This window comes from Pseudomonas baltica (genome assembly GCF_014235765.1).
In the GTDB taxonomy this organism is placed as follows: Bacteria; Pseudomonadota; Gammaproteobacteria; order Pseudomonadales; family Pseudomonadaceae; genus Aquipseudomonas; species Aquipseudomonas baltica.
Genome location: NZ_JACMYH010000008.1, coordinates 1 through 18,065 on the forward strand (window position 1 = coordinate 1; position 18,065 = coordinate 18,065).

At 62.3% G+C, this 18,065-nt stretch carries 20 protein-coding genes; 7 read left to right on the forward strand and 13 right to left on the reverse strand.

Going from position 1 to position 18,065, the window contains the following annotated elements; translation table 11 throughout:
* Nucleotides 1–114: 114 nt before the first annotated feature.
* Complete coding sequence (gene tyrS, locus H7993_RS18885) at nucleotides 115–1,314, reverse strand: tyrosine--tRNA ligase (RefSeq protein ID WP_185795312.1); 1,200 nt, start codon at nucleotides 1,312–1,314, stop codon at nucleotides 115–117.
* 209 nt (nucleotides 1,315–1,523) lie between these two features.
* On the opposite strand from tyrS, the gene H7993_RS18890 reads away from it, so the two are divergent.
* Nucleotides 1,524–2,987, forward strand: a complete 1,464-nt coding sequence (locus H7993_RS18890) for a peptidoglycan DD-metalloendopeptidase family protein (protein ID WP_185795313.1) — start codon at nucleotides 1,524–1,526, stop codon at nucleotides 2,985–2,987.
* A 3-nt stretch (nucleotides 2,988–2,990) separates the two neighbouring features.
* A complete protein-coding gene (locus tag H7993_RS18895; protein ID WP_185795314.1) occupies nucleotides 2,991–4,082 on the forward strand; it encodes an anhydro-N-acetylmuramic acid kinase in 1,092 nt (363 codons plus the stop codon).
* Nucleotides 4,083–4,143: 61 nt separating this feature from the next.
* Here H7993_RS18895 and erpA read toward each other — a convergent pair whose 3' ends face one another.
* Complete coding sequence (gene erpA / locus H7993_RS18900; protein WP_122477191.1) at nucleotides 4,144–4,494, reverse strand: iron-sulfur cluster insertion protein ErpA; 351 nt, start codon at nucleotides 4,492–4,494, stop codon at nucleotides 4,144–4,146.
* 140 nt (nucleotides 4,495–4,634) lie between these two features.
* The gene (argC, locus tag H7993_RS18905; RefSeq protein WP_185795315.1) at nucleotides 4,635–5,669 is read right to left on the reverse strand and encodes an N-acetyl-gamma-glutamyl-phosphate reductase; all 1,035 of its coding nucleotides are present in this window, start codon (nucleotides 5,667–5,669) and stop codon (nucleotides 4,635–4,637) included.
* A 135-nt stretch (nucleotides 5,670–5,804) separates the two neighbouring features.
* On the opposite strand from argC, the gene hemJ reads away from it, so the two are divergent.
* The 4 genes from hemJ (at nucleotide 5,805) to coq7 (ending at nucleotide 8,233) form a co-directional block, all read left to right on the forward strand.
* On the forward strand, nucleotides 5,805–6,230 hold the full coding sequence (gene hemJ, locus H7993_RS18910; RefSeq protein WP_122477187.1) for a protoporphyrinogen oxidase HemJ: 426 nt from the start codon (nucleotides 5,805–5,807) through the stop codon (nucleotides 6,228–6,230).
* 95 nt (nucleotides 6,231–6,325) lie between these two features.
* Entirely contained in the window at nucleotides 6,326–7,099 is a 774-nt protein-coding gene (locus H7993_RS18915; RefSeq protein WP_185795316.1) for an SDR family NAD(P)-dependent oxidoreductase, read from the forward strand.
* Between the two features lie 69 nt (nucleotides 7,100–7,168).
* On the forward strand, nucleotides 7,169–7,507 hold the full coding sequence (locus H7993_RS18920; RefSeq protein ID WP_185795317.1) for an HIT domain-containing protein: 339 nt from the start codon (nucleotides 7,169–7,171) through the stop codon (nucleotides 7,505–7,507).
* A gap of 78 nt (nucleotides 7,508–7,585) precedes the next feature.
* On the forward strand, nucleotides 7,586–8,233 hold the full coding sequence (gene coq7 / locus H7993_RS18925; RefSeq protein ID WP_122714957.1) for a 2-polyprenyl-3-methyl-6-methoxy-1,4-benzoquinone monooxygenase: 648 nt from the start codon (nucleotides 7,586–7,588) through the stop codon (nucleotides 8,231–8,233).
* A 49-nt stretch (nucleotides 8,234–8,282) separates the two neighbouring features.
* Here the strand turns inward: coq7 and H7993_RS18930 are convergent, their stop codons facing one another.
* A complete protein-coding gene (locus tag H7993_RS18930) occupies nucleotides 8,283–8,705 on the reverse strand; it encodes an OsmC family protein (protein ID WP_122477181.1) in 423 nt (140 codons plus the stop codon).
* 200 nt (nucleotides 8,706–8,905) lie between these two features.
* On the opposite strand from H7993_RS18930, the gene crp reads away from it, so the two are divergent.
* Nucleotides 8,906–9,544 (forward strand): cAMP-activated global transcriptional regulator CRP, encoded by a 639-nt coding sequence (gene crp / locus H7993_RS18935; RefSeq protein WP_122714955.1) that lies wholly within the window; start codon nucleotides 8,906–8,908, stop codon nucleotides 9,542–9,544.
* A gap of 31 nt (nucleotides 9,545–9,575) precedes the next feature.
* On the opposite strand, the gene H7993_RS18940 is transcribed toward crp, so the two are convergent.
* The 9 genes from H7993_RS18940 to H7993_RS18980 all read right to left on the reverse strand — a co-directional run bounded on the left by H7993_RS18940 (nucleotide 9,576) and on the right by H7993_RS18980 (nucleotide 18,026).
* Nucleotides 9,576–10,265 carry a lipoate--protein ligase family protein gene (locus tag H7993_RS18940; RefSeq protein ID WP_185795318.1) on the reverse strand — a complete coding sequence of 230 codons (690 nt, stop codon included), beginning with the start codon at nucleotides 10,263–10,265 and terminating at the stop codon, nucleotides 9,576–9,578.
* Nucleotides 10,266–10,306: 41 nt separating this feature from the next.
* A complete protein-coding gene (trpC, locus tag H7993_RS18945; protein WP_185795319.1) occupies nucleotides 10,307–11,107 on the reverse strand; it encodes an indole-3-glycerol phosphate synthase TrpC in 801 nt (266 codons plus the stop codon).
* Nucleotides 11,104–12,153, reverse strand: coding sequence for an anthranilate phosphoribosyltransferase (gene trpD, locus H7993_RS18950; protein ID WP_122477175.1), 1,050 nt, complete (start codon nucleotides 12,151–12,153; stop codon nucleotides 11,104–11,106). Before trpD ends, trpC begins: the two co-directional genes overlap by 4 nt.
* A 9-nt stretch (nucleotides 12,154–12,162) precedes the next feature.
* Nucleotides 12,163–12,762 carry an aminodeoxychorismate/anthranilate synthase component II gene (locus H7993_RS18955; RefSeq protein ID WP_122477174.1) on the reverse strand — a complete coding sequence of 200 codons (600 nt, stop codon included), beginning with the start codon at nucleotides 12,760–12,762 and terminating at the stop codon, nucleotides 12,163–12,165.
* A 77-nt stretch (nucleotides 12,763–12,839) separates the two neighbouring features.
* Nucleotides 12,840–14,318 carry an anthranilate synthase component I gene (gene trpE / locus H7993_RS18960; protein ID WP_185795320.1) on the reverse strand — a complete coding sequence of 493 codons (1,479 nt, stop codon included), beginning with the start codon at nucleotides 14,316–14,318 and terminating at the stop codon, nucleotides 12,840–12,842.
* A gap of 59 nt (nucleotides 14,319–14,377) precedes the next feature.
* Nucleotides 14,378–15,196 (reverse strand): phosphoglycolate phosphatase, encoded by an 819-nt coding sequence (locus H7993_RS18965; RefSeq protein ID WP_185795321.1) that lies wholly within the window; start codon nucleotides 15,194–15,196, stop codon nucleotides 14,378–14,380.
* Nucleotides 15,193–15,867, reverse strand: coding sequence for a ribulose-phosphate 3-epimerase (gene rpe, locus H7993_RS18970; RefSeq protein WP_122477170.1), 675 nt, complete (start codon nucleotides 15,865–15,867; stop codon nucleotides 15,193–15,195). Before rpe ends, H7993_RS18965 begins: the two co-directional genes overlap by 4 nt.
* Nucleotides 15,868–15,942: 75 nt before the next feature.
* Nucleotides 15,943–16,767, reverse strand: coding sequence for an ABC transporter permease (locus H7993_RS18975; protein WP_122477168.1), 825 nt, complete (start codon nucleotides 16,765–16,767; stop codon nucleotides 15,943–15,945).
* A gap of 11 nt (nucleotides 16,768–16,778) precedes the next feature.
* Entirely contained in the window at nucleotides 16,779–18,026 is a 1,248-nt protein-coding gene (locus tag H7993_RS18980; RefSeq protein WP_122477205.1) for an ABC transporter permease, read from the reverse strand.
* Nucleotides 18,027–18,065: the final 39 nt, after the last annotated feature.

Sequence of the window (18,065 nt, forward strand, 5' to 3'; positions counted from 1 at the left end):
TAACCCTCTGAAACAGCCAACTCATTGATTAACAAGGAGTTTATTGTTTCGGCTGCGCCGGAAGTGGGGCGAATTATAGACACTACAGATTCGCCGTCAAGCCCTTGTTTTGGATTATTCGTTTTTTAGCGTAATGCGGGCAAAAGCCTTCTTCCCGGCCTGCACTATATGGGTCGCACCCAGCGTGAAGACGAATGTCCGGTCTACCACGACGCCATCTACACGAACACTTCCGGCATTAAGTAGATCGCGAGCGCCCGCGGCGTTCTTGACCATCCCTGCTTTATTAAGGATAGCGGCAATGGGCATATCTTCCGCGCCTGCGATATCCATTTCCGGCAGATCCTCCGGCAACTCGCCCTCCTTCATGCGATTGCCCGCAGCCTTGTGCGCGCTTTGGGCGGCTTCCTCGCCATGGAATCGCGCGACGATTTCTTCGGCGAGCTTGATCTTGATGTCACGAGGATTGGCGCCGGCCTCCACGTCAGCCTTGAACGCTTCGATCTCGTCCATGCTGCGAAAGCTGAGCAGTTCGAAGTAACGCCACATCAACGCATCCGGGATGGAGACCAGCTTGCTGTACATGATGCCGGGCGCTTCCTGGATGCCGACGTAGTTACCCAGCGACTTGGACATCTTCTTCACGCCGTCCAAGCCTTCCAGCAACGGCAGGGTGACGATGCACTGAGCTTCCTGACCATAGGCGCGCTGCAACTCGCGCCCCATCAACAAGTTGAATTTCTGGTCGGTACCGCCCAGCTCGACGTCTGCGCGCAGGGCGACAGAGTCATAACCCTGAACCAGTGGATAGAGGAACTCGTGGATGGCGATCGGCTGGTTGCTGGTGTAGCGCTTGCTGAAGTCGTCACGCTCGAGCATACGCGCCACGGTGTACTGCGAAGCCAGGCGAATGAAATCGGCCGGGCTGAGGACGTCCATCCAGGTCGAGTTGAACGCCACCTCGGTTTTGGCCGGGTCAAGGATCTTGAACACCTGGGCCTTGTAGGTTTCGGCATTCTCGAGCACCTGCTCACGGGTCAAGGGCGGGCGCGTGGCGCTCTTGCCACTGGGATCACCGATGGAGCCCGTGAAGTCACCTATAAGGAAGATGACCTGGTGACCCAGCTCCTGGAACTGCCGAAGCTTGTTGATCAGCACCGTGTGACCCAGGTGCAGATCCGGAGCGGTGGGGTCGAAGCCTGCCTTGATACGCAGTGGCTGACCGCGCTTGAGCTTCTCGACCAGTTCGGATTCGACAAGCACCTCTTCCGTGCCGCGCTTGATCAGCGCCAGCTGCTCTTCAACAGACTTCATATAGGTCCTACAACGCTCGGATTCAAAGGGCTCAACGATACAAGATCACGGGTCAAATACAAGGCGCGAGCACAGATGTGACTCATTGGCGCCAAGCAAACGTCTGCGAGCTTGCTTTAGAGGGGTTTTGGTTATATTTTATACAGTTATTTCATCTTCATCATGTCATTCATCTCATCTTTCCATCTTCAAAAGTCAAAAAATCACCTATGACCAAGCAACCGCCTAAAGCGCCGCCGCTTTATCCGAAGAGCCACCTTGTGGCTGCCAGCGGCATAGCCGCCCTCCTCAGCCTTGCCTTGCTGGTATTTCCCTCCAGCGATGTGGAAGCAAAGCGCACCACCATGAGCCTGGAAATGCCGGCTCCCGCAGAACAGCTCAAGGATGCCGAACAGGACACTCCGGTAGCCCCGATCGCCGAGCAGGCTGCTCCCGCGCCATTCGCCCAGATCGAGACCAGCGATTCGACAGACACCGAGCAGGCTGCACAGCCAGCTGCGCCGGCTACTTCTCAGGCAGCTGCGAGCAAGGAAGCGACTGTCGCCAAGGACGTCGCAGCGGTCAAGAAAGAGCCTTCGCACCGTCAAGTCGTTGTGGCCAAGGGCGACACGCTCTCCACGCTGTTCGAAAAGGTTGGCCTGCCAGCTTCCACCGCCGCCCAAGTGGTAGGCACTGACAAGAAGGCCAAGCAGTTCACCCAGCTCAAGCGTGGGCAACTGCTGGAGTTCGAGCTGTCGCCGGAAGGCGATCTGCTTGGCCTGCACAGCAAAGTCAGCGAGCTGGACACCATCCGCCTGACCAAGGCCGGCAATGGTTTCGCATTCGAGCGTGAAACCAGCAAGCCAGTGACGCGCGAAGCCTATGCGCACGGAGTCATCAAGAACTCCCTGTCGCAATCTGCGGCGCGCGCTGGACTGTCCCACAGCCAGACCATGGACATGGCCAGCATCTTCGGCTACGACGTGGACTTCGCTCAGGATATTCGCCAGGGCGATGAATTCGACATCATCTATGAGCAGCGCGTACTCAATGGCAAGGTGATCGGCACTGGCGGCATCCTGGCCGCGCGCTTTACCAACCGCGGCAAGACCTATACCGCAGTCCGGTACACCAACAAGCAAGGCAACAGCAACTACTACACCGCCGATGGCAACAGCATGCGCAAGGCGTTCATTCGTACCCCGGTGGACTTCGCCCGCATCAGCTCGCGCTTCTCGATGGGCCGCAAGCATCCGATCCTGAACAAGATTCGCGCGCACAAGGGTGTCGATTATGCAGCGCCACGGGGCACGCCGATCAAAGCCGCCGGTGATGGCAAGGTAACGCTGGCCGGCCGCCGCGGTGGCTACGGCAATACCGTGATCATCCAGCACGGCAACAGCTACACCACGCTGTACGGGCACATGCAGGGCTTTGCCAAGGGCATCAAGACCGGCGGCAGCGTCAAGCAAGGCCAGGTCATCGGCTACATCGGCACCACCGGTTTGTCCACGGGCCCGCACTTGCACTACGAGTTCCAGGTCAATGGTGTCCATGTTGACCCACTGGGCCAGAAGCTGCCGATGGCCGACCCGATTGCCAAGGCCGAAAAACAGCGTTTCAACCAGCTGAGCCAGCCGTTGATGGCGAAGATGGACGCCGAGCGGACGACGCTGTTGGCGAGCAAGCGCTGAGTCATGACTTACTACCTGGGGGTAATGTCCGGCACCAGCCTGGACGGGCTGGACATTGCCCTGATCGAGCAGGACCGCTCGACTCGGCTGGTCGCGACACACTACGTGCCTATGCCCGAAGCGCTGCGCCAGCAACTGCTGGAACTGTGCGCCAGCGGGCCGGATGAGATAGCCCGGGCCGCTCTGGCGGAAAACCAGTGGGTCGCGTTGGCGGCTGATGGCATATCGGCCTTACTCACCGCACAGCAACTGGCCCCTGCAGACATCCGTGCCATCGGCAGCCACGGCCAGACCGTTCGCCACGAGCCTGCCCGTGGCTTCACCGTGCAGATTGGCAACCCTGCCCTGCTGGCAGAACTGACCCAGATCACCGTGGTAGGCGATTTTCGCCGCCGCGATGTCGCAGCCGGTGGTCAAGGTGCTCCCCTGGTGCCGGCTTTCCACGAGGCCCTGTTCGGCGCCGAAGGCGAGGCGCGTGCGGTGCTCAACGTGGGTGGTTTCAGCAACCTCAGCCTGATTGGCGGGAATACGCCGGTCAGCGGTTTCGATTGCGGACCTGGCAATGTGCTGATGGATGCCTGGATTCAGCTCAAGCGCGGCCTGGACTATGACCAGGGTGGCGCCTGGGCAGCAACCGGCACGCTACAGCCGCATTTGCTCGGCGCGCTGCTGGGCGACCCGTTCTTCGCTGGCAGCGGACCGAAAAGCACGGGCCGCGAGGTGTTCAATCTGGGGTGGCTGCAGCGACACCTGGAGGCGCGGCCCGCGCTCGCCGATGCCGACGTTCAGGCAACGCTTCTCGAGCTGACCGCGCAGAGTACCGTACAGTCGCTGCGTGTCGCCCAGCCGACCACCCATGCGCTGCTGGTGTGTGGCGGCGGCGCGCACAACCAGACGCTGATGACGCGCCTGCAAGCCTTGTTGCCAGAAGCTCAGGTGGCCAGTACGGCGAAAGCCGGTGTCGACCCGGACTGGGTCGAGGCAATGGCGTTCGCCTGGCTGGCCGATTGCTGCCTGCAGGGCATAGCCGCCAATCGGCCGAGCGTGACTGGCGCACGCGGTCTGCGAGTGCTGGGCGCTATATACCCGGCTTGACGCCTGAAGCCTGAAACGAAAACGCCGTGCAGATGCACGGCGTTTTTGCGTTGGCGCTGGATCAGATCGAGAAGGACTGACCGCAACCGCAAGTGGTGCTGGCGTTCGGGTTGTTGATGACGAACCGCGAACCTTCCAGACCTTCCTGGTAATCCACCTGCGCGCCGGCCAGGTACTGGAAGCTCATGGGATCGACCACCAGGCTGACGCCTTCGCGCTCGACGATGGTGTCGTCTTCGGCAACGTCTTCATCGAAGGTGAAGCCATACTGGAAGCCCGAGCAGCCGCCACCGGTGACGAAGACGCGCAGCTTGAGGCGATCATTACCCTCTTCGTCGACCAGGTTCTTGACCTTGATGGCGGCCCCTTGGGTGAATTGCAAAGCCATGGGGGTAAAGGATTCGACGCTCATGTAGAAGTTCTCCCGGCGTACGCCGTCATAATGCTCAATGGCGGCATTATCCGCTTCTCCTACGAAAATGGTCAAGAATTAGCCAGTGGCAAACGCAGAGAGGCCCGCAAGCGGGCCTCTGGAAAGCACTGCGGCAAGCGTCAGGGGAGCATGCCGGCGTGAGACAGACCGAAGCGCTCGTCCAGGCCGAACAGGATGTTCATGTTCTGTACGGCCTGGCCCGACGCCCCCTTGACCAGGTTGTCGATGACCGAAAGCACGACGACCAGATCACCGTCCTGTGGGCGATGCACGGCGATCCGGCAGACATTGGCGCCGCGTACGCTGCGGGTCTCGGGGTGGCTGCCGGCTGGCATGACATCGACGAACGGCTCGTCGGCATAACGCGCCTCGTACAACGCTTGCAGATCGACCGATTTGTCGACGACGGTGGCGTACAGCGTGGAGTGAATGCCACGGATCATTGGAGTGAGATGGGGAACGAAGGTCAGGCCCACTTCGCCGCCAGCCGCGCGACGCAAGCCCTGGGTGATTTCAGGCAGATGGCGATGCCCCTTGACTGCGTAGGCCTTCATGCTTTCACCCGCCTCGCAGAACAACGAGCCTACGCTGGCGCCACGACCCGCGCCGCTGACACCCGACTTGCAGTCGGCGATCAGGCGCGTGTTGTCGGCCAGGCCGGCCTCGAGCAGCGGCAGGAAACCGAGCTGAGTGGCCGTGGGATAGCAACCCGGCACGGCGATCAGACGCGCCTGGCGGATCTGCTCGCGGTTGACCTCGGGCAAGCCGTAGACAGCGTCGGCCAGCAGTTCCGGTGCACCATGGGGCTGGCCGTACCATTTGGCCCATTCATCGGCATCCTGCAGACGGAAGTCGGCGGACAGATCGATGATCCTGGTTCCCGCCGCGAGCAGCTCACCGGCCAGGGCATGGGCGACGCCATGGGGCGTGGCGAAGAACACCACGTCGCAAGCACCCAACGTCTTGATGTCAGGGACGCTGAACGCCAGGCCGTCGTAGTGGCCTCGCAGGTTGGGGTACAGGTCGGCAACGGGCAGGCCAGCCTCGGATCGGGAGGTAATGACCTCTACCTGCGCCTGCGGATGCTGCGCCAGCAGACGCAGTAGTTCGACCCCGGTATAACCCGTGCCGCCGACGATACCGACCTTGACCATAAACTGCCCTCTTCACGATGCGACTGGAAAGCCTTCGATGATAGGGGGCCTGCGTCTGTGTAACAACCGTTGAGATGACGTGGGCGCTGGCAGACTCTACTATCGACGCTACCGTGAACCTGGGAATAACTGGAAATGCTTTATCTATGGATCAAGGCCCTGCACATCGTCAGCGTCGTCTGCTGGTTTGCCGGGTTGTTCTACCTGCCGCGCCTGTTCGTCTACCACGCTCAGAGCGAGGACACCGTCAGCCGCGAACGCTTCGCCGTCATGGAGCGCAAGCTGTACCGCGGGATCATGACGCCGGCGATGATCGCCACGTTCATCTTCGGCATCTGGCTGATCGCGCTGTCGCCAGGCTGGATGAGCCAAGGGTGGATGCATGCCAAGCTGACCCTGGTCATCTTGTTGACCGGCTATCACCACGTATGCGGCGCGCAGATGAAGCGTTTCGCACGGGGCGAAAACAAGCGCAGCCATGTGTTTTTCCGCTGGTTCAACGAAATTCCGGTGCTGGTACTGCTGGCCGTAGTGATTCTGGTGGTGGTCAAGCCATTCTGATCCTGCGCACAAGCAACGCGCTCAAAGCCGGTGCGCCCTGTAGACTGTCCATATGAAATCGCGCCAGCTTGCCTGGCGCGGGTATGGAGAATTCGATGACCCGTTATGCCATGATCACAGGCGCGTCGGCAGGCCTGGGCCTGGCCATGGCCGAAGCCCTGGCCAGGCGCGGACGCAGCCTGCTGCTGGTGGCGCGCCACCGTGACCCGCTGGAAATCATTGCCGCTGAACTGACCCAGCGCTTTGGTGTGGAAGTACTGTTTCGTGCCTGTGACCTCGGCGAGCCATTGCGGCTATCCGGCTTCCTGCTGGAGCTCGAGGAAAGCGAACGTCAGATCGACCTGCTGGTGAACTGTGCCGCCGTGCGCTCCCATGGGCACTTTCTTGCCCAGGACTGGAGCCAGGAACAGGACCTGATCGAACTGAACATTCTGGCCCTGACCCGCCTCTGCCATGCCCTGGGCAACGCCATGGCCGTGCAGGGCGGTGGGCAGATTCTCAATGTAGCCTCGCTGGCCGCGTTTCAACCCGGCCCATGGATGAGCAGCTATGCGGCCAGCAAGGCCTATGTCCTGCATTTTTCCGAAGGGTTGCGCGAGGAACTCAAGCAGACCGGGGTGAAGGTCTCGGTGCTGTGTCCGGGCCCCGTACGCGCAAGCCAACGGCGAATTCCGCGCCTGGCGGGCAGCTCGCTGGTGCTGGACGCCGAGCAGGTCGCCTTGCAGACCGTGCGCGCGCTCGCCCGCGATCGCGCGGTGATCGTGCCCGGACGGCGCAATGGCTGGCTGGCAAGGGCTCCACGCCTGTTCCCGCGCTGGCTGACGCGGAGATTGGCCGGGTGGATCAACAAGGCCTATGCCCCGCATTGAAGCAGGCAACACTGGGCGCTGGACGCAAGCCTCAGTACACTGACCCTTCGACCGCCATGGAGATGCATTGTGGATACTCTGTTTACCAAGATCATCAACCGGGAGATTCCGGCCAGGATCATCTACGAGGACGACCAGGTGTTGGCCTTCCACGATATTGCGCCCCAGGCTCCGGTGCATTTCCTGGTCATCCCGAAAAAGGCCATCCGTACGCTCAACGACCTGACCGAAGACGACAAGGGCCTGGCAGGGCACATTCTGTACACCGCCCAGCGCCTGGCCAAGGAGCTGGGTTGCGAAGAAGGTTTCCGGGTGGTGATGAACTGCAACGAACTGGGCGGTCAGACCGTCTACCACATACACATGCATGTGCTGGGGCAGCGCCAGATGAACTGGCCGCCCGGCTGACCGGCATTCATTCGAGCCGCAGCCCAGTGCTGCGCGCTCGTGCGCCAACATGCAGGCAAGATTTCAACGGAGGTGCCCATGGCTACCCAGCGTCACTACTCGCCGATTGACCGATTGTTGCTGCAGGCCGACACGGCCATGCGCACCCTGCTGCCGTTCAGCGGCCATCCGTCGCGACCGTCGCCGGCCGTCGTCCAGCCCGAGGTGACGATGGACAAGCAACAGAGCCGGCACGTGGCCGGACTGATGCGCATCAATCACACCGGTGAGGTCTGCGCGCAGGCACTGTACCAAGGCCAGGCACTGACCGCGAAGCTGCCCCAGGTGCGCAAGGCCATGGAGCATGCAGCAGAAGAGGAAGTGGATCACCTGGCCTGGTGCGAGCAGCGCATTCGTCAATTGGGCAGCCATACCAGCGTGCTCAATCCGCTGTTCTATGGGATGTCGTTCGGTATCGGTGCAGCCGCAGGGATTATCAGTGACCGTGTGAGCCTGGGCTTCGTGGCAGCCACCGAGCATCAGGTGGTCAAGCACCTCGACGAGCATCTGCTGCAACTGCCTGCCGAGGACGTGAAATCGCGGGCGATTCTGGCGCAGATGCGCAGTGATGAGCAGGCCCACGCCGAATCGGCGCTCGACGCCGGCGGAGCCAGGTTTCCGGCACCGATACGCTTTGGCATGAGTTTGCTGGCCAAGGTCATGACCAAGAGCACCTATCGCATCTGAATGCGCATAGGGCATGCAGAAAGGGCGCTCGGTGAGCGCCCTTTTTCATTCATCCCAGCTCGACGATCTCGTAGTCATGGGTGATCTCGACGCCGGCGCGTCCCAGCATGATGGATGCCGAGCAATACTTCTCTGCCGAGAGTTCCACCGCACGCTTGACCTGGGCCTCTTTCAAGCCGCGGCCCTTGACCACGAAATGCAGGTGGATCTTGGTGAAGACCTTGGGGTCTTCGCTGGCGCGTTCGGCTTCCAGAAAGGCCTCGCAGCTTTCGATGGGTTGCCGCGATTTCTTGAGGATGCTGACCACGTCATAGTTGCTGCAGCCGCCCAGGCCCAGCAGCAACATTTCCATGGGGCGCACGCCCAGGTTGCGACCGCCGCTTTCGGGAGGCCCGTCCATGACCACGACATGGCCGCTGCCTGACTCGCCCAGAAACATGGCCTCGCCGGCCCATTGAATACGCGCCTTCATCTTTCCGGACTCCCGTGTTCATAAAGCGGACGAGCTTAACACAGCGCAGTTGTAACGATTGATGAGGCAGGATCGGCCGAACCGCCTGCCTCGCCGTCTAAATGGCGTGTGACTCTAGAGTGTGTCTGATAAGCTGACGCCAATGTACTGGCGTATCGCCGTGATTCATGCAGATAGATTGCCCTTTCCGGAACCAAGTCATGACCGCTGCCGCGCACAAGATCAAGAACCTCGAGAAGCTGCTCGCACACGGTCAGCGTTATCGGTTCGCCGCCAAGACCACCTTGATCGCCGCAGGTGCGCGTGACGACTCGCTTTCGTTGATTCTCAAAGGTTCGGCGACGGTGGTGATCGAGGCGGAGGAAGGCCGGGAGCTGGTGATTGCCTACCTCAACGTTGGCGATTTCTTCGGCGAGCTGGGCCTGTTTCAGACTGCAAGCGGCACACAGGCACACAACGCATGGGTACGCGCCAAGACCGAATGCGAAGTGGTGCAGATCAGCTATGCCGCGTTTCGCGAATTGGCCCAGCAGGAGCCGGAGATGCTCTACGCGGTGGGTGGGCAGATGGCGCAACGTCTGCGCGACACCACGCGCAAGGTCGGCGACCTGGCGTTCTTCGATGTGACCGGACGGGTTGCCCGCTGCCTGCTCGACCTGTGCAAGCAGCCCGACGCCATGACCCACCCCGATGGCATGCAGATCAAGATCACCCGGCAGGAAATCGGGCGTATCGTGGGTTGTTCACGGGAGATGGTCGGTCGCGTGCTCAAGGATCTTGAAGAGCGCAGCGTGGTCCATGTCAAAGGCAAGACCATGGTGGTGTTCGGCACGCGTTGAGCGCAAGGCAGCCTCCACGCTCGGGCAGCGTTCAAGCCAACGCCGACAGCATCCGCGTATAGACGGCGTGCAGCTCGTCGATCAGGTCAGGGGCGGGATGACGCTCATGCAGCGCGATATGGCTGTCGGCCTTGACCCGCTGTTCCAGACCACATTGCCGATTGAACAGATTGACCGCTGCTGCCATGGATTCACGCTCGTCATCCATCAGCATCGCCCCGTGCACCAACACCACCGGACGTGTGCCGCTCAAGCCCTGGCGCCAACGCTGCGCCGTGCCGACCCATTTGCGGCCGTCGAGATTGACGTTGAAACGGCCATCGCAAAAAGCCCCTTCTATTTCACCCAACGACGCACTGCCACCCAGTCGTTCGAGGGCATCGAGCAACGGCTGGCACAGGCGGCGGTAAGCCGTTTCGATACGATGCTGATCGCCTTCAGGCTGCGGAGCCACATACACCAACGCGACGTTGATGGTGGATGACGACTGCGGCACCGGTTCGCCGCCGGTTTCGCGCAGCAGCACCGGCCAGCCGCTGGCGGCCGAGGCGAGGCTGGCCTCTTGGAAACCATCGAGGCGGCTCATGCGTCGTGGCATCACCAGCGTGCGATCCGTCGGGCACCAGAACAGCAAACCCCAGGGTTGTTCGCCTTTGCAGACAGCGCCGAGCAGATCCTGCTCGGCGCGCAAACCCTGTTCCGTAGGCAAATGCACAAGCATTGACTGAGACTCATGAGGTGAAGGCCAAGGCGGCCATTGGATCAGGGGAAGAACAGCCGTTGCAGCTCCAGGCCTGGATCTTCGGCGCGCATGAATGCTTCGCCGACCAGGAAGGAATAGACCCCGTTGATTTCCATCAACTGGACATCGGCGCGGTTGAAAATTCCGCTCTCGGTGATCACCAGGCGATCACGTGGAATGCGTGGAAGCAGATCCAGGGTGGTTTCCAGGCTGACGTCGAAGGTGTGCAGGTTGCGGTTGTTGACCCCGACCAGCGGCGTGTCCAGGGTGTTCAGCGCGCGCTCCAGCTCATCGCCGTCGTGCACTTCGACCAGTACGTCGAGGCCGAGCCCTTTGGCCACTGCGGCAAGTTCAGCCATTTGCGCATCCTGCAGTGCCGAGACGATCAGCAGGATACAGTCGGCGCCCAGTGCCCGTGCCTCGATCACCTGATAGGGGTCGATCATGAAGTCCTTGCGGATCACCGGCAGCTGGCAGGCGCCGCGTGCCTGTTGCAAGTACAGGTCGGCGCCCTGGAAAAAGTCGATGTCGGTCAGCACCGACAGGCAGGTAGCCCCGCCCTTCTCGTAGCTGCGGGCGATGTCGGCCGGAACGAAGTGTTCGCGGATGACGCCCTTGCTTGGCGAAGCTTTCTTGACCTCGGCGATCACGGCTGGCCGCTTCGAAGCAGCCTGGGTGATCAAGGCCTGGGCAAACCTGCGCGGCGCGTCGGCCGCGGTGGCAAGACGCTCAAGCTCGGCGAGGCTGACCCGCGCGCGCCGCTCGGCCACTTCCTGCGTCTTGCGCGCCAGTATGTTTTCCAGCACGGTGGGCACGCTCATGCTTCGTTCTCCTGCTTGAATACCGCGGTAAAGGCACCCAGTTCTTCGAGCTTTTCGCGGGCCAGCCCGGTGTGCAATGCATCGTGAGCCATGGCCACGCCCTCTTTCAGGCTGCTCGCTACATCGGCAGCGTACAGCGCGGCGCCGGCGTTGAGCACGATCATTTCGGCCGCTTTCTCGCCCTGCTCGGTCTTGCGCCGACCCAAGGCGTCGCGGATCAATTCGAGCGAGGCTGCCGGGCTGTCGACCACCAGGCCATGCAAGCTCTGGCTCTTGATGCCGAGGTCTTCGGGCTCGACCCAATATTCGCTGACCTCGCCATTCTTGAGCTCGGCAACGAAGGTCGGCGCGGCAAGGCTGAATTCGTCCAGGCCATCGCGCGAATGCACCACCAGTACATGCTTGCTGCCTAGGCGCGCGAGCACTTCGGCCAGCGGTCGGCACAAGGCCTGGGTGAACACACCCACCACCTGATGCTTGACGCCGGCCGGGTTGGTCAGCGGGCCGAGCATGTTGAACAGGGTCCGCAGGCCCAGGTCGCGGCGCGGGATGGCCGCGTGCTTCATGGCACTGTGATGGGCCTGGGCGAACATGAAGCCGATGCCGACGCTGTCGATGCAGCGGGCGACCTGCTGTGCGTCCAGGTTGAGGTAGACGCCGGCAGCTTCGAGCAGGTCGGCGCTGCCGCTCTTGCCGGACACCGCGCGGTTGCCATGCTTGGCCACCGTGCAGCCGGCTGCCGCGACGACCAATGCCGAGGCGGTGGACACGTTGAAGATGTTGGCGCCGTCGCCACCGGTGCCGACGATGTCGACCACTTTGTCCAGGGTTCGCAGTTCGACCTTGCTGGCGAGTTCGCGCATCGCCGTCACGGCGCCGACGATCTCGTCGATGGTTTCGCTTTTCATGCGCATGCCCATCATGAAGGCGCCGATCTGCGCTTCGCTGCACTGGCCGGTCATGATGTCGAGCATCACCGCGCGCATTTCCTCGGTGGTGAGGTCCAGCTGGCTGACGATACGGGTCAGCGCGCTCTTGATATCCATGGGTATTCCTTAGCCCTGGCGGCTGCCGCCGGTCTGCTTGAGAAAGTTGGCGAACAGCTCGTGGCCTTGCTCGGTCAGGATCGATTCGGGGTGGAACTGCACGCCTTCGACATTCAGGGTCTTGTGCCGCAGGCCCATGATTTCGTCCACAGTGCCGTCTTCGTGGGTGGTCCAGGCCGTGAGCTCCAGGCACTCGGGCAAGGTCTGCGCCTTCACGACCAAAGAATGGTAGCGGGTGACCGTCAGCGGATGGTTGAGACCTTCGAACACGCCCAGGTCGGTGTGGGTGATCGGGCTGGTCTTGCCGTGCATGACCTGACGGGCGCGGACCACGTCGCCACCGAAGGCCTGGCCGATGGACTGATGGCCCAGGCAGACGCCAAGGATCGGCAGCTTGCCGGCAAAATGCCGGATCACGTCTAGGGAAACACCGGCTTCGTTGGGGGTGCACGGACCGGGCGACACGACGATGCGCTCAGGTGCCAAGGCTTCGATCTGGGCGATGCTGAGTTCATCGTTGCGGATGACTTTGACGTCGGCGCCCAGTTCGCCCAGGTACTGCACGACGTTGTAGGTAAAGGAGTCGTAATTGTCGATCATGAGCAACATGGTGCTTAACCTCTCGAATCTGCTGACGGACCACCGGCTCGCTGGAACCGGTGGACACTGGCTTGCCGGGTCCGGAATCAGTCTGGCGACTGCTCGGCCAGGGCCACGGCCTTGAACATGGCGCGACGCTTGTTCAGCGTCTCTTCCCATTCCAGCGCAGGCACCGAGTCGGCGACGATGCCGCCGCCGGCCTGCACGTGCAGCTCGCCGTTCTTGATGACCGCGGTACGAATGGCGATCGCGGTGTCCATGTTGCCGTTCCAGGCGAAGTAGCCGACCGCGCCGCCGTAGACACCGCGCTTGACCGGCTCCAGCTCGTCGATGATTTCCATGGCGCGGATCTTCGGCGCGCCGGACAAGGTGCCGGCCGGCAGAATGGCGCGCAGGGCGTCCATCGCGGTCAGGCCCTGCTTGAGGTGGCCGGTCACGTTGGACACGATGTGCATCACGTTGGAGTAACGCTCGATGACCATCTTTTCGGTCAGCTTCACCGAGCCGACTTCCGATACCCGGCCCACGTCGTTGCGGCCCAGGTCGATCAACATCAAGTGCTCGGCGATCTCCTTGTCGTCGGACAGCAGGTCGACTTCAAGCGCATGGTCGGCTTCCTCGGTAGCACCGCGTGGGCGCGTGCCGGCAATCGGGCGTACGGTGATCAGGTCGTCCTCGACACGCACCAGCACTTCGGGTGAGCTGCCGACCACATGGAAGTCGCCGAAATTGAAAAAGTACATGTAGGGCGTCGGGTTGAAGCAGCGCAGTGCGCGGTACAGGTCGATCGGCGCGGCCTTGAAGTCGATGGACATGCGCTGCGACGGCACCACCTGCATGACGTCGCCCGCCAGGATGTACTCCTTGATGGTGTCGACGGCGCCTTCGTAGTCGGACTGGGTAAAGCTTGAACGAAACACCGGGTCACTGGCCTGCGGGCGGTTGAAATCCAGACCGCGGCGCGGAGCGATGGGCTGGCGCAGTCGCTCCATCAAGGTTTCGAGCTGGCTGCGGGCCTGTTCGTAGGCGTCGGACTGGGCCGGATCGGCGAGGACGATGGCGTGCATCTTGCCCGCCAGGTTGTCGAACACCACCACGGCGTCGGACACCATCAGCAGGATGTCCGGAACCCCCAGCGGATCGGGGTTGGGGCACGGGCCCAGGCGTTTCTCAACGTAGCGCACGCAGTCGTAGCCGAAGTAACCGACCAGGCCACCGTTGAAGCGTGGCAGGCCGGCAATGGTCGGCACGTTGTAGCGCGCCTTGAAAGCTTCGACGAAGGCCAACGGGTCTTCGACTTCGCACGCTTCGATCTCAACGCCGTCGCAGGTCACGCTGGCGTGGTAGCCATGGACGCGCAGGACGGTGCGGCACGGCAGGCCGATGATCGAGTAACGGCCCCACTTCTCGCCGCCCTGCACAGATTCCAGCAGGTAGGAATTGGGCTGGTCGGCCAGCTTCAGGTAGATGGACAGGGGGGTGTCGAAGTCGGCCAGGGTTTCGTGGGCCATCGGAATGCGGTTGTAGCCTTCGGCAGCCAGGCGCAGGAAGTCTTCGCGGGTCATGATTCAGCCTCGTGATGGAGGGGTCGAACGGTCTGTGGGCAAACGTTGGAACGGAAAAGTCAGGCGCGCCAACGCCAGCGGGCCAGGGCCTTGATGACTTTCATCCAGAGTTTGCGAGTGACCACCACGATGGAATCTCTATGAGCGGGGGAGTTGCCGTTGGCCAACGTTATCCCAGTGGCCGGATCGAAGCAACCAGGCATCAGCGCGCGCAGATCGTCGATCACCAGCGCCGGTGATTCCTCGGCGATCGGACGCCCGTGATTGTAGCCGTAGCTGAGCGCAATACAGGTCACGCCGGCAGCCTTGGCCGCCTGCACGTCGCTGCGTGAATCGCCGACGAACAATGAATGCTGCGCCTTGACCTTGGCCATTTTCATGACGAAAAACAGGGCAGCCGGATCGGGCTTCTGCTGGGGCAGCGTGTCGCCGCCAATGATCCACTTGAAATAGCGGCCCAGGCCCATCTGGTCCAGCAAGGGGGCGACGAAGCGCTCCGGCTTGTTGGTGATCAGCGCCATCTTCACGCGTTTCTTGTGCAGCCATTTCAGTGTTTCGTGCACGCCTGGGTAGACCTGGGTCAAGGCATGGCTGGACGCATAGGCCGCCGAGAAAAGCTCGAGGGCGTGCGCGGTTTCCGCCTCGCCCACGTGCTGGTGCTCGAGGCCACCCGCGAGCGCCCGGCGAACCAGCACGCGGGCACCGTTGCCAACCCATTCGCGGACAGCTTCGAGCCCCGCCGGCGCGCGCCCCAACTGGGCCAGCATGGTGTCGACGGCGGCGGCCAGATCGGGTACGGAGTCCACCAGCGTGCCGTCCAGGTCGAACATCACCAGCCGTGGCAGGCCGCCGGGAAACAGCCGCTCCATGGCACTCATGAACGGGCCAGCGTCAATTCCGTGCGCATTTGCTCGATCACATGGCGGTAGTCCGGCGCGTTGAAGATGGCCGAGCCGGCAACGAAAGTGTCGGCCCCGGCGGCGGCGATCTCGCGGATGTTGGCGACGTTGACGCCACCGTCGATCTCCAGGCGGATATCGCGGCCGCTGGCGTCGATCAGGGCGCGGGCTTCGCGCAGCTTGTTCAGCGTGCCGGGAATGAACTTCTGGCCGCCGAAGCCGGGGTTGACGCTCATCAGGAGGATCATGTCGACCTTGTCCATGACGTATTCGAGCAGGTTCAGCGGTGTGGCCGGGTTGAATACCAGACCGGCCTTGCAGCCGCCCTCGCGGATCAATTGCAGCGAGCGGTCGATGTGCTGGGTCGCCTCGGGGTGGAAGGTGATGTAGCTGGCACCTGCCTCGATGAAGTCGCCGATGATGCGGTCGACCGGGCTGACCATCAGGTGCACATCGATGGGCGCGCTGACGCCGTATTTGCGCAGCGCCGCACACACCATCGGGCCGATGGTGAGGTTGGGGACATAGTGGTTGTCCATCACGTCGAAGTGGACGATATCGGCGCCAGCGGCGAGCACGTTATCGACTTCTTCGCCCAGGCGGGCGAAGTCCGCGGAGAGGATGGACGGGGCAATTGCGAAGGGCTGCATGGCGCACCTATTCAGGCTGGAATCACGGTGGCGCGCATTGTAGCTCAGGTGGGATGAGCGGGCGAACAAGCCCTGTCAAACGGCGGCGGTGCGCAGCTTTTCGCCGCGGCCGCGCAGCCATTCCAGTACCAGCAGCAGCAACACCGAGAAGACGATCAGCAGGGTGGCCGCGGCGGCGATGGTCGGGCTGAGGTTCTCGCGGATGCCGCTGAACATCTGCCGAGGCAAGGTGGCCTGCTCCGGCCCGGCCAGGAACAGGGTCACCACCACTTCATCGAACGAGGTGGCGAAGGCGAACAGCGCGCCGGAAATCACCCCCGGTGCAATCAGCGGCAGGGTCACCCGACGGAACGTGGTCAGCGGCGAAGCGCCAAGGCTGGCCGCCGCCCGTACCAGGTTGTGGTTGAAACCCTGCAACGTCGCCGACACCGTGATGATCACGAACGGTACACCCAGCACCGCGTGCACCACGATCAGCGAGAGAAAGCTGTTGCCCATCCCCAGCGGCGCGAAGAACAGATAACTGGCCACGCCGATGATCACCACCGGTACCACCATCGGCGAAATGACCAAGGCCATCACCAGGGACTTGCCAGGGAAGTCGCCGCGGGTCAGACCGATTGCTGCCAGGGTACCGAAGATCATCGCGACGACCGTGGCGGCCGGGGCGATGATCACGCTGTTGCGCAGCGCGCGCATCCACTCTGCCGAACCGAAGAAATCCTGGTACCAGTGCAGCGAAAAGCCCTGCAGGGGATACACCAGAAAGCTGCCGGAGTTGAACGACAGCGGAATGATCACCAGTACCGGCAGGATCAGGAACAGCAGAATCAAACCGCACAGGATGCGCAGGGTGTAGAACCACAGGCGTTCGATGGGCGACAGGTAAGGGCTCGTCATGTCAGTGTTCCTCAGCTCAGGCGCAGGCGGCTGGCGCCGACCAGCCAGCTATAGATCAGGTACAACACCACGGTGGCCAGAAGCAGCAGGCCGCCCAGCGCGGTCGCCATTCCCCAGTTGATGCTGGTGTTGGTGTAGAAGGCCACGAAGTAGCTGACCATCTGGTCGTTGGGGCTGCCCAGCAGCGCCGGAGTGATGTAATAGCCGATGGCCAGGATGAACACCAGCAGGCAGCCGGCGCCAACCCCGGCGTAGGTCTGCGGGAAGTACACCCGCCAGAAGCTGGCGAACGGATGGCAACCCAGGGAAATGGCCGCACGCATGTAAGTGGGCGAGATGCCTTTCATCACGCTGTAGATGGGCAGGATCATGAACGGCAGCAGGATGTGCACCATGGAGATGTAGACCCCGGCGCGGTTGAACACCAGCTCCAGCGGTTTATCGATGATGCCCATGGCCATCAGTGCGCTGTTGATCAGACCGCCCGATTGCAGCAGCACGATCCAGGCGGCGACACGCACCAGGATGGACGTCCAGAAGGGCAGCAGCACCAGGATCATCAGCAGATTGCTCTGCCGGGTCGGCAGGTTGGCCAGCAGATAGGCCAAGGGATAGGCCAGCGCCAGGCAGATGGCGGTGATTACCAGCCCCATCCAGAACGTGCGGGCGAAGATGTCCAGGTAGATGGCCTGGTCCGGCGTGGCAGGCGCCACCTCGCCGAGGTCGTCGATGCGGTGATCGACCGCCGCCAGCAGGTAGAACGGCGTGAGGGTGCTGGTGTTGCGGCGGATCGCCTGCCAGTAGGCCGGGTCACCCCAGCGCTCGTCGAGTGCCTGCAGCGCCTCTTTGTAGGAGGCCGGTTCGGTCTTGAACGGCAGGGCACGAGCGGTTTTCGCCAGCAGGCTGCGGTAGCCGGCCAGCTCCATGTTCAGACGCTTGGACAGATCGCCCAGGCTTTGATTCTTGCGCGACTCGGCGAGGTCCTCGGCCAGTGACCGGTACACCGGTTCGTCGGGCAGGCCCTTCCCGTCCCACGCGGTCACGGCCGCCACGGTGCGCGGCATGCCTTCGACCACTTCGGGGTTGCCGACGCTTTTGTACAGGAGCGCGGCGATGGGCACCAGAAACACCAGCAGCAGGAACAGCACCAGCGGCGCAATCAACGCCTGGGCTTTCCAGCGGTTGCGCCGTTCGGCCCGGGACAGCCGCTGTTTCAAGGTGAGGCTGGCGTCCTGTTTGAGAGGCACTGCGACGGCCATGGTCAACTCCGCGAATCATTCAGGTCTAAAAAGGCGCGC

Coding starts and splice junctions, on each gene's coding strand:
- H7993_RS18930 (WP_122477181.1), bottom strand. CDS start 8,705: ATGAAGGCGCGTATTCAATGGGCCGGCGAGGCCATGTTTCTGGGCGAG.
- crp (WP_122714955.1), top strand. CDS start 8,906: ATGACCGCTGCCGCGCACAAGATCAAGAACCTCGAGAAGCTGCTCGCA.
- coq7 (WP_122714957.1), top strand. CDS start 7,586: ATGGCTACCCAGCGTCACTACTCGCCGATTGACCGATTGTTGCTGCAG.
- H7993_RS18980 (WP_122477205.1), bottom strand. CDS start 18,026: ATGGCCGTCGCAGTGCCTCTCAAACAGGACGCCAGCCTCACCTTGAAA.
- H7993_RS18915 (WP_185795316.1), top strand. CDS start 6,326: ATGACCCGTTATGCCATGATCACAGGCGCGTCGGCAGGCCTGGGCCTG.
- trpE (WP_185795320.1), bottom strand. CDS start 14,318: ATGACCCGCGAAGACTTCCTGCGCCTGGCTGCCGAAGGCTACAACCGC.
- hemJ (WP_122477187.1), top strand. CDS start 5,805: ATGCTTTATCTATGGATCAAGGCCCTGCACATCGTCAGCGTCGTCTGC.
- tyrS (WP_185795312.1), bottom strand. CDS start 1,314: ATGAAGTCTGTTGAAGAGCAGCTGGCGCTGATCAAGCGCGGCACGGAA.
- H7993_RS18940 (WP_185795318.1), bottom strand. CDS start 10,265: ATGCTTGTGCATTTGCCTACGGAACAGGGTTTGCGCGCCGAGCAGGAT.
- H7993_RS18955 (WP_122477174.1), bottom strand. CDS start 12,762: ATGTTGCTCATGATCGACAATTACGACTCCTTTACCTACAACGTCGTG.
- argC (WP_185795315.1), bottom strand. CDS start 5,669: ATGGTCAAGGTCGGTATCGTCGGCGGCACGGGTTATACCGGGGTCGAA.
- H7993_RS18890 (WP_185795313.1), top strand. CDS start 1,524: ATGACCAAGCAACCGCCTAAAGCGCCGCCGCTTTATCCGAAGAGCCAC.
- H7993_RS18965 (WP_185795321.1), bottom strand. CDS start 15,196: ATGAGTGCCATGGAGCGGCTGTTTCCCGGCGGCCTGCCACGGCTGGTG.
- erpA (WP_122477191.1), bottom strand. CDS start 4,494: ATGAGCGTCGAATCCTTTACCCCCATGGCTTTGCAATTCACCCAAGGG.
- trpD (WP_122477175.1), bottom strand. CDS start 12,153: ATGGATATCAAGAGCGCGCTGACCCGTATCGTCAGCCAGCTGGACCTC.
- trpC (WP_185795319.1), bottom strand. CDS start 11,107: ATGAGCGTGCCCACCGTGCTGGAAAACATACTGGCGCGCAAGACGCAG.
- rpe (WP_122477170.1), bottom strand. CDS start 15,867: ATGCAGCCCTTCGCAATTGCCCCGTCCATCCTCTCCGCGGACTTCGCC.
- H7993_RS18895 (WP_185795314.1), top strand. CDS start 2,991: ATGACTTACTACCTGGGGGTAATGTCCGGCACCAGCCTGGACGGGCTG.
- H7993_RS18975 (WP_122477168.1), bottom strand. CDS start 16,767: ATGACGAGCCCTTACCTGTCGCCCATCGAACGCCTGTGGTTCTACACC.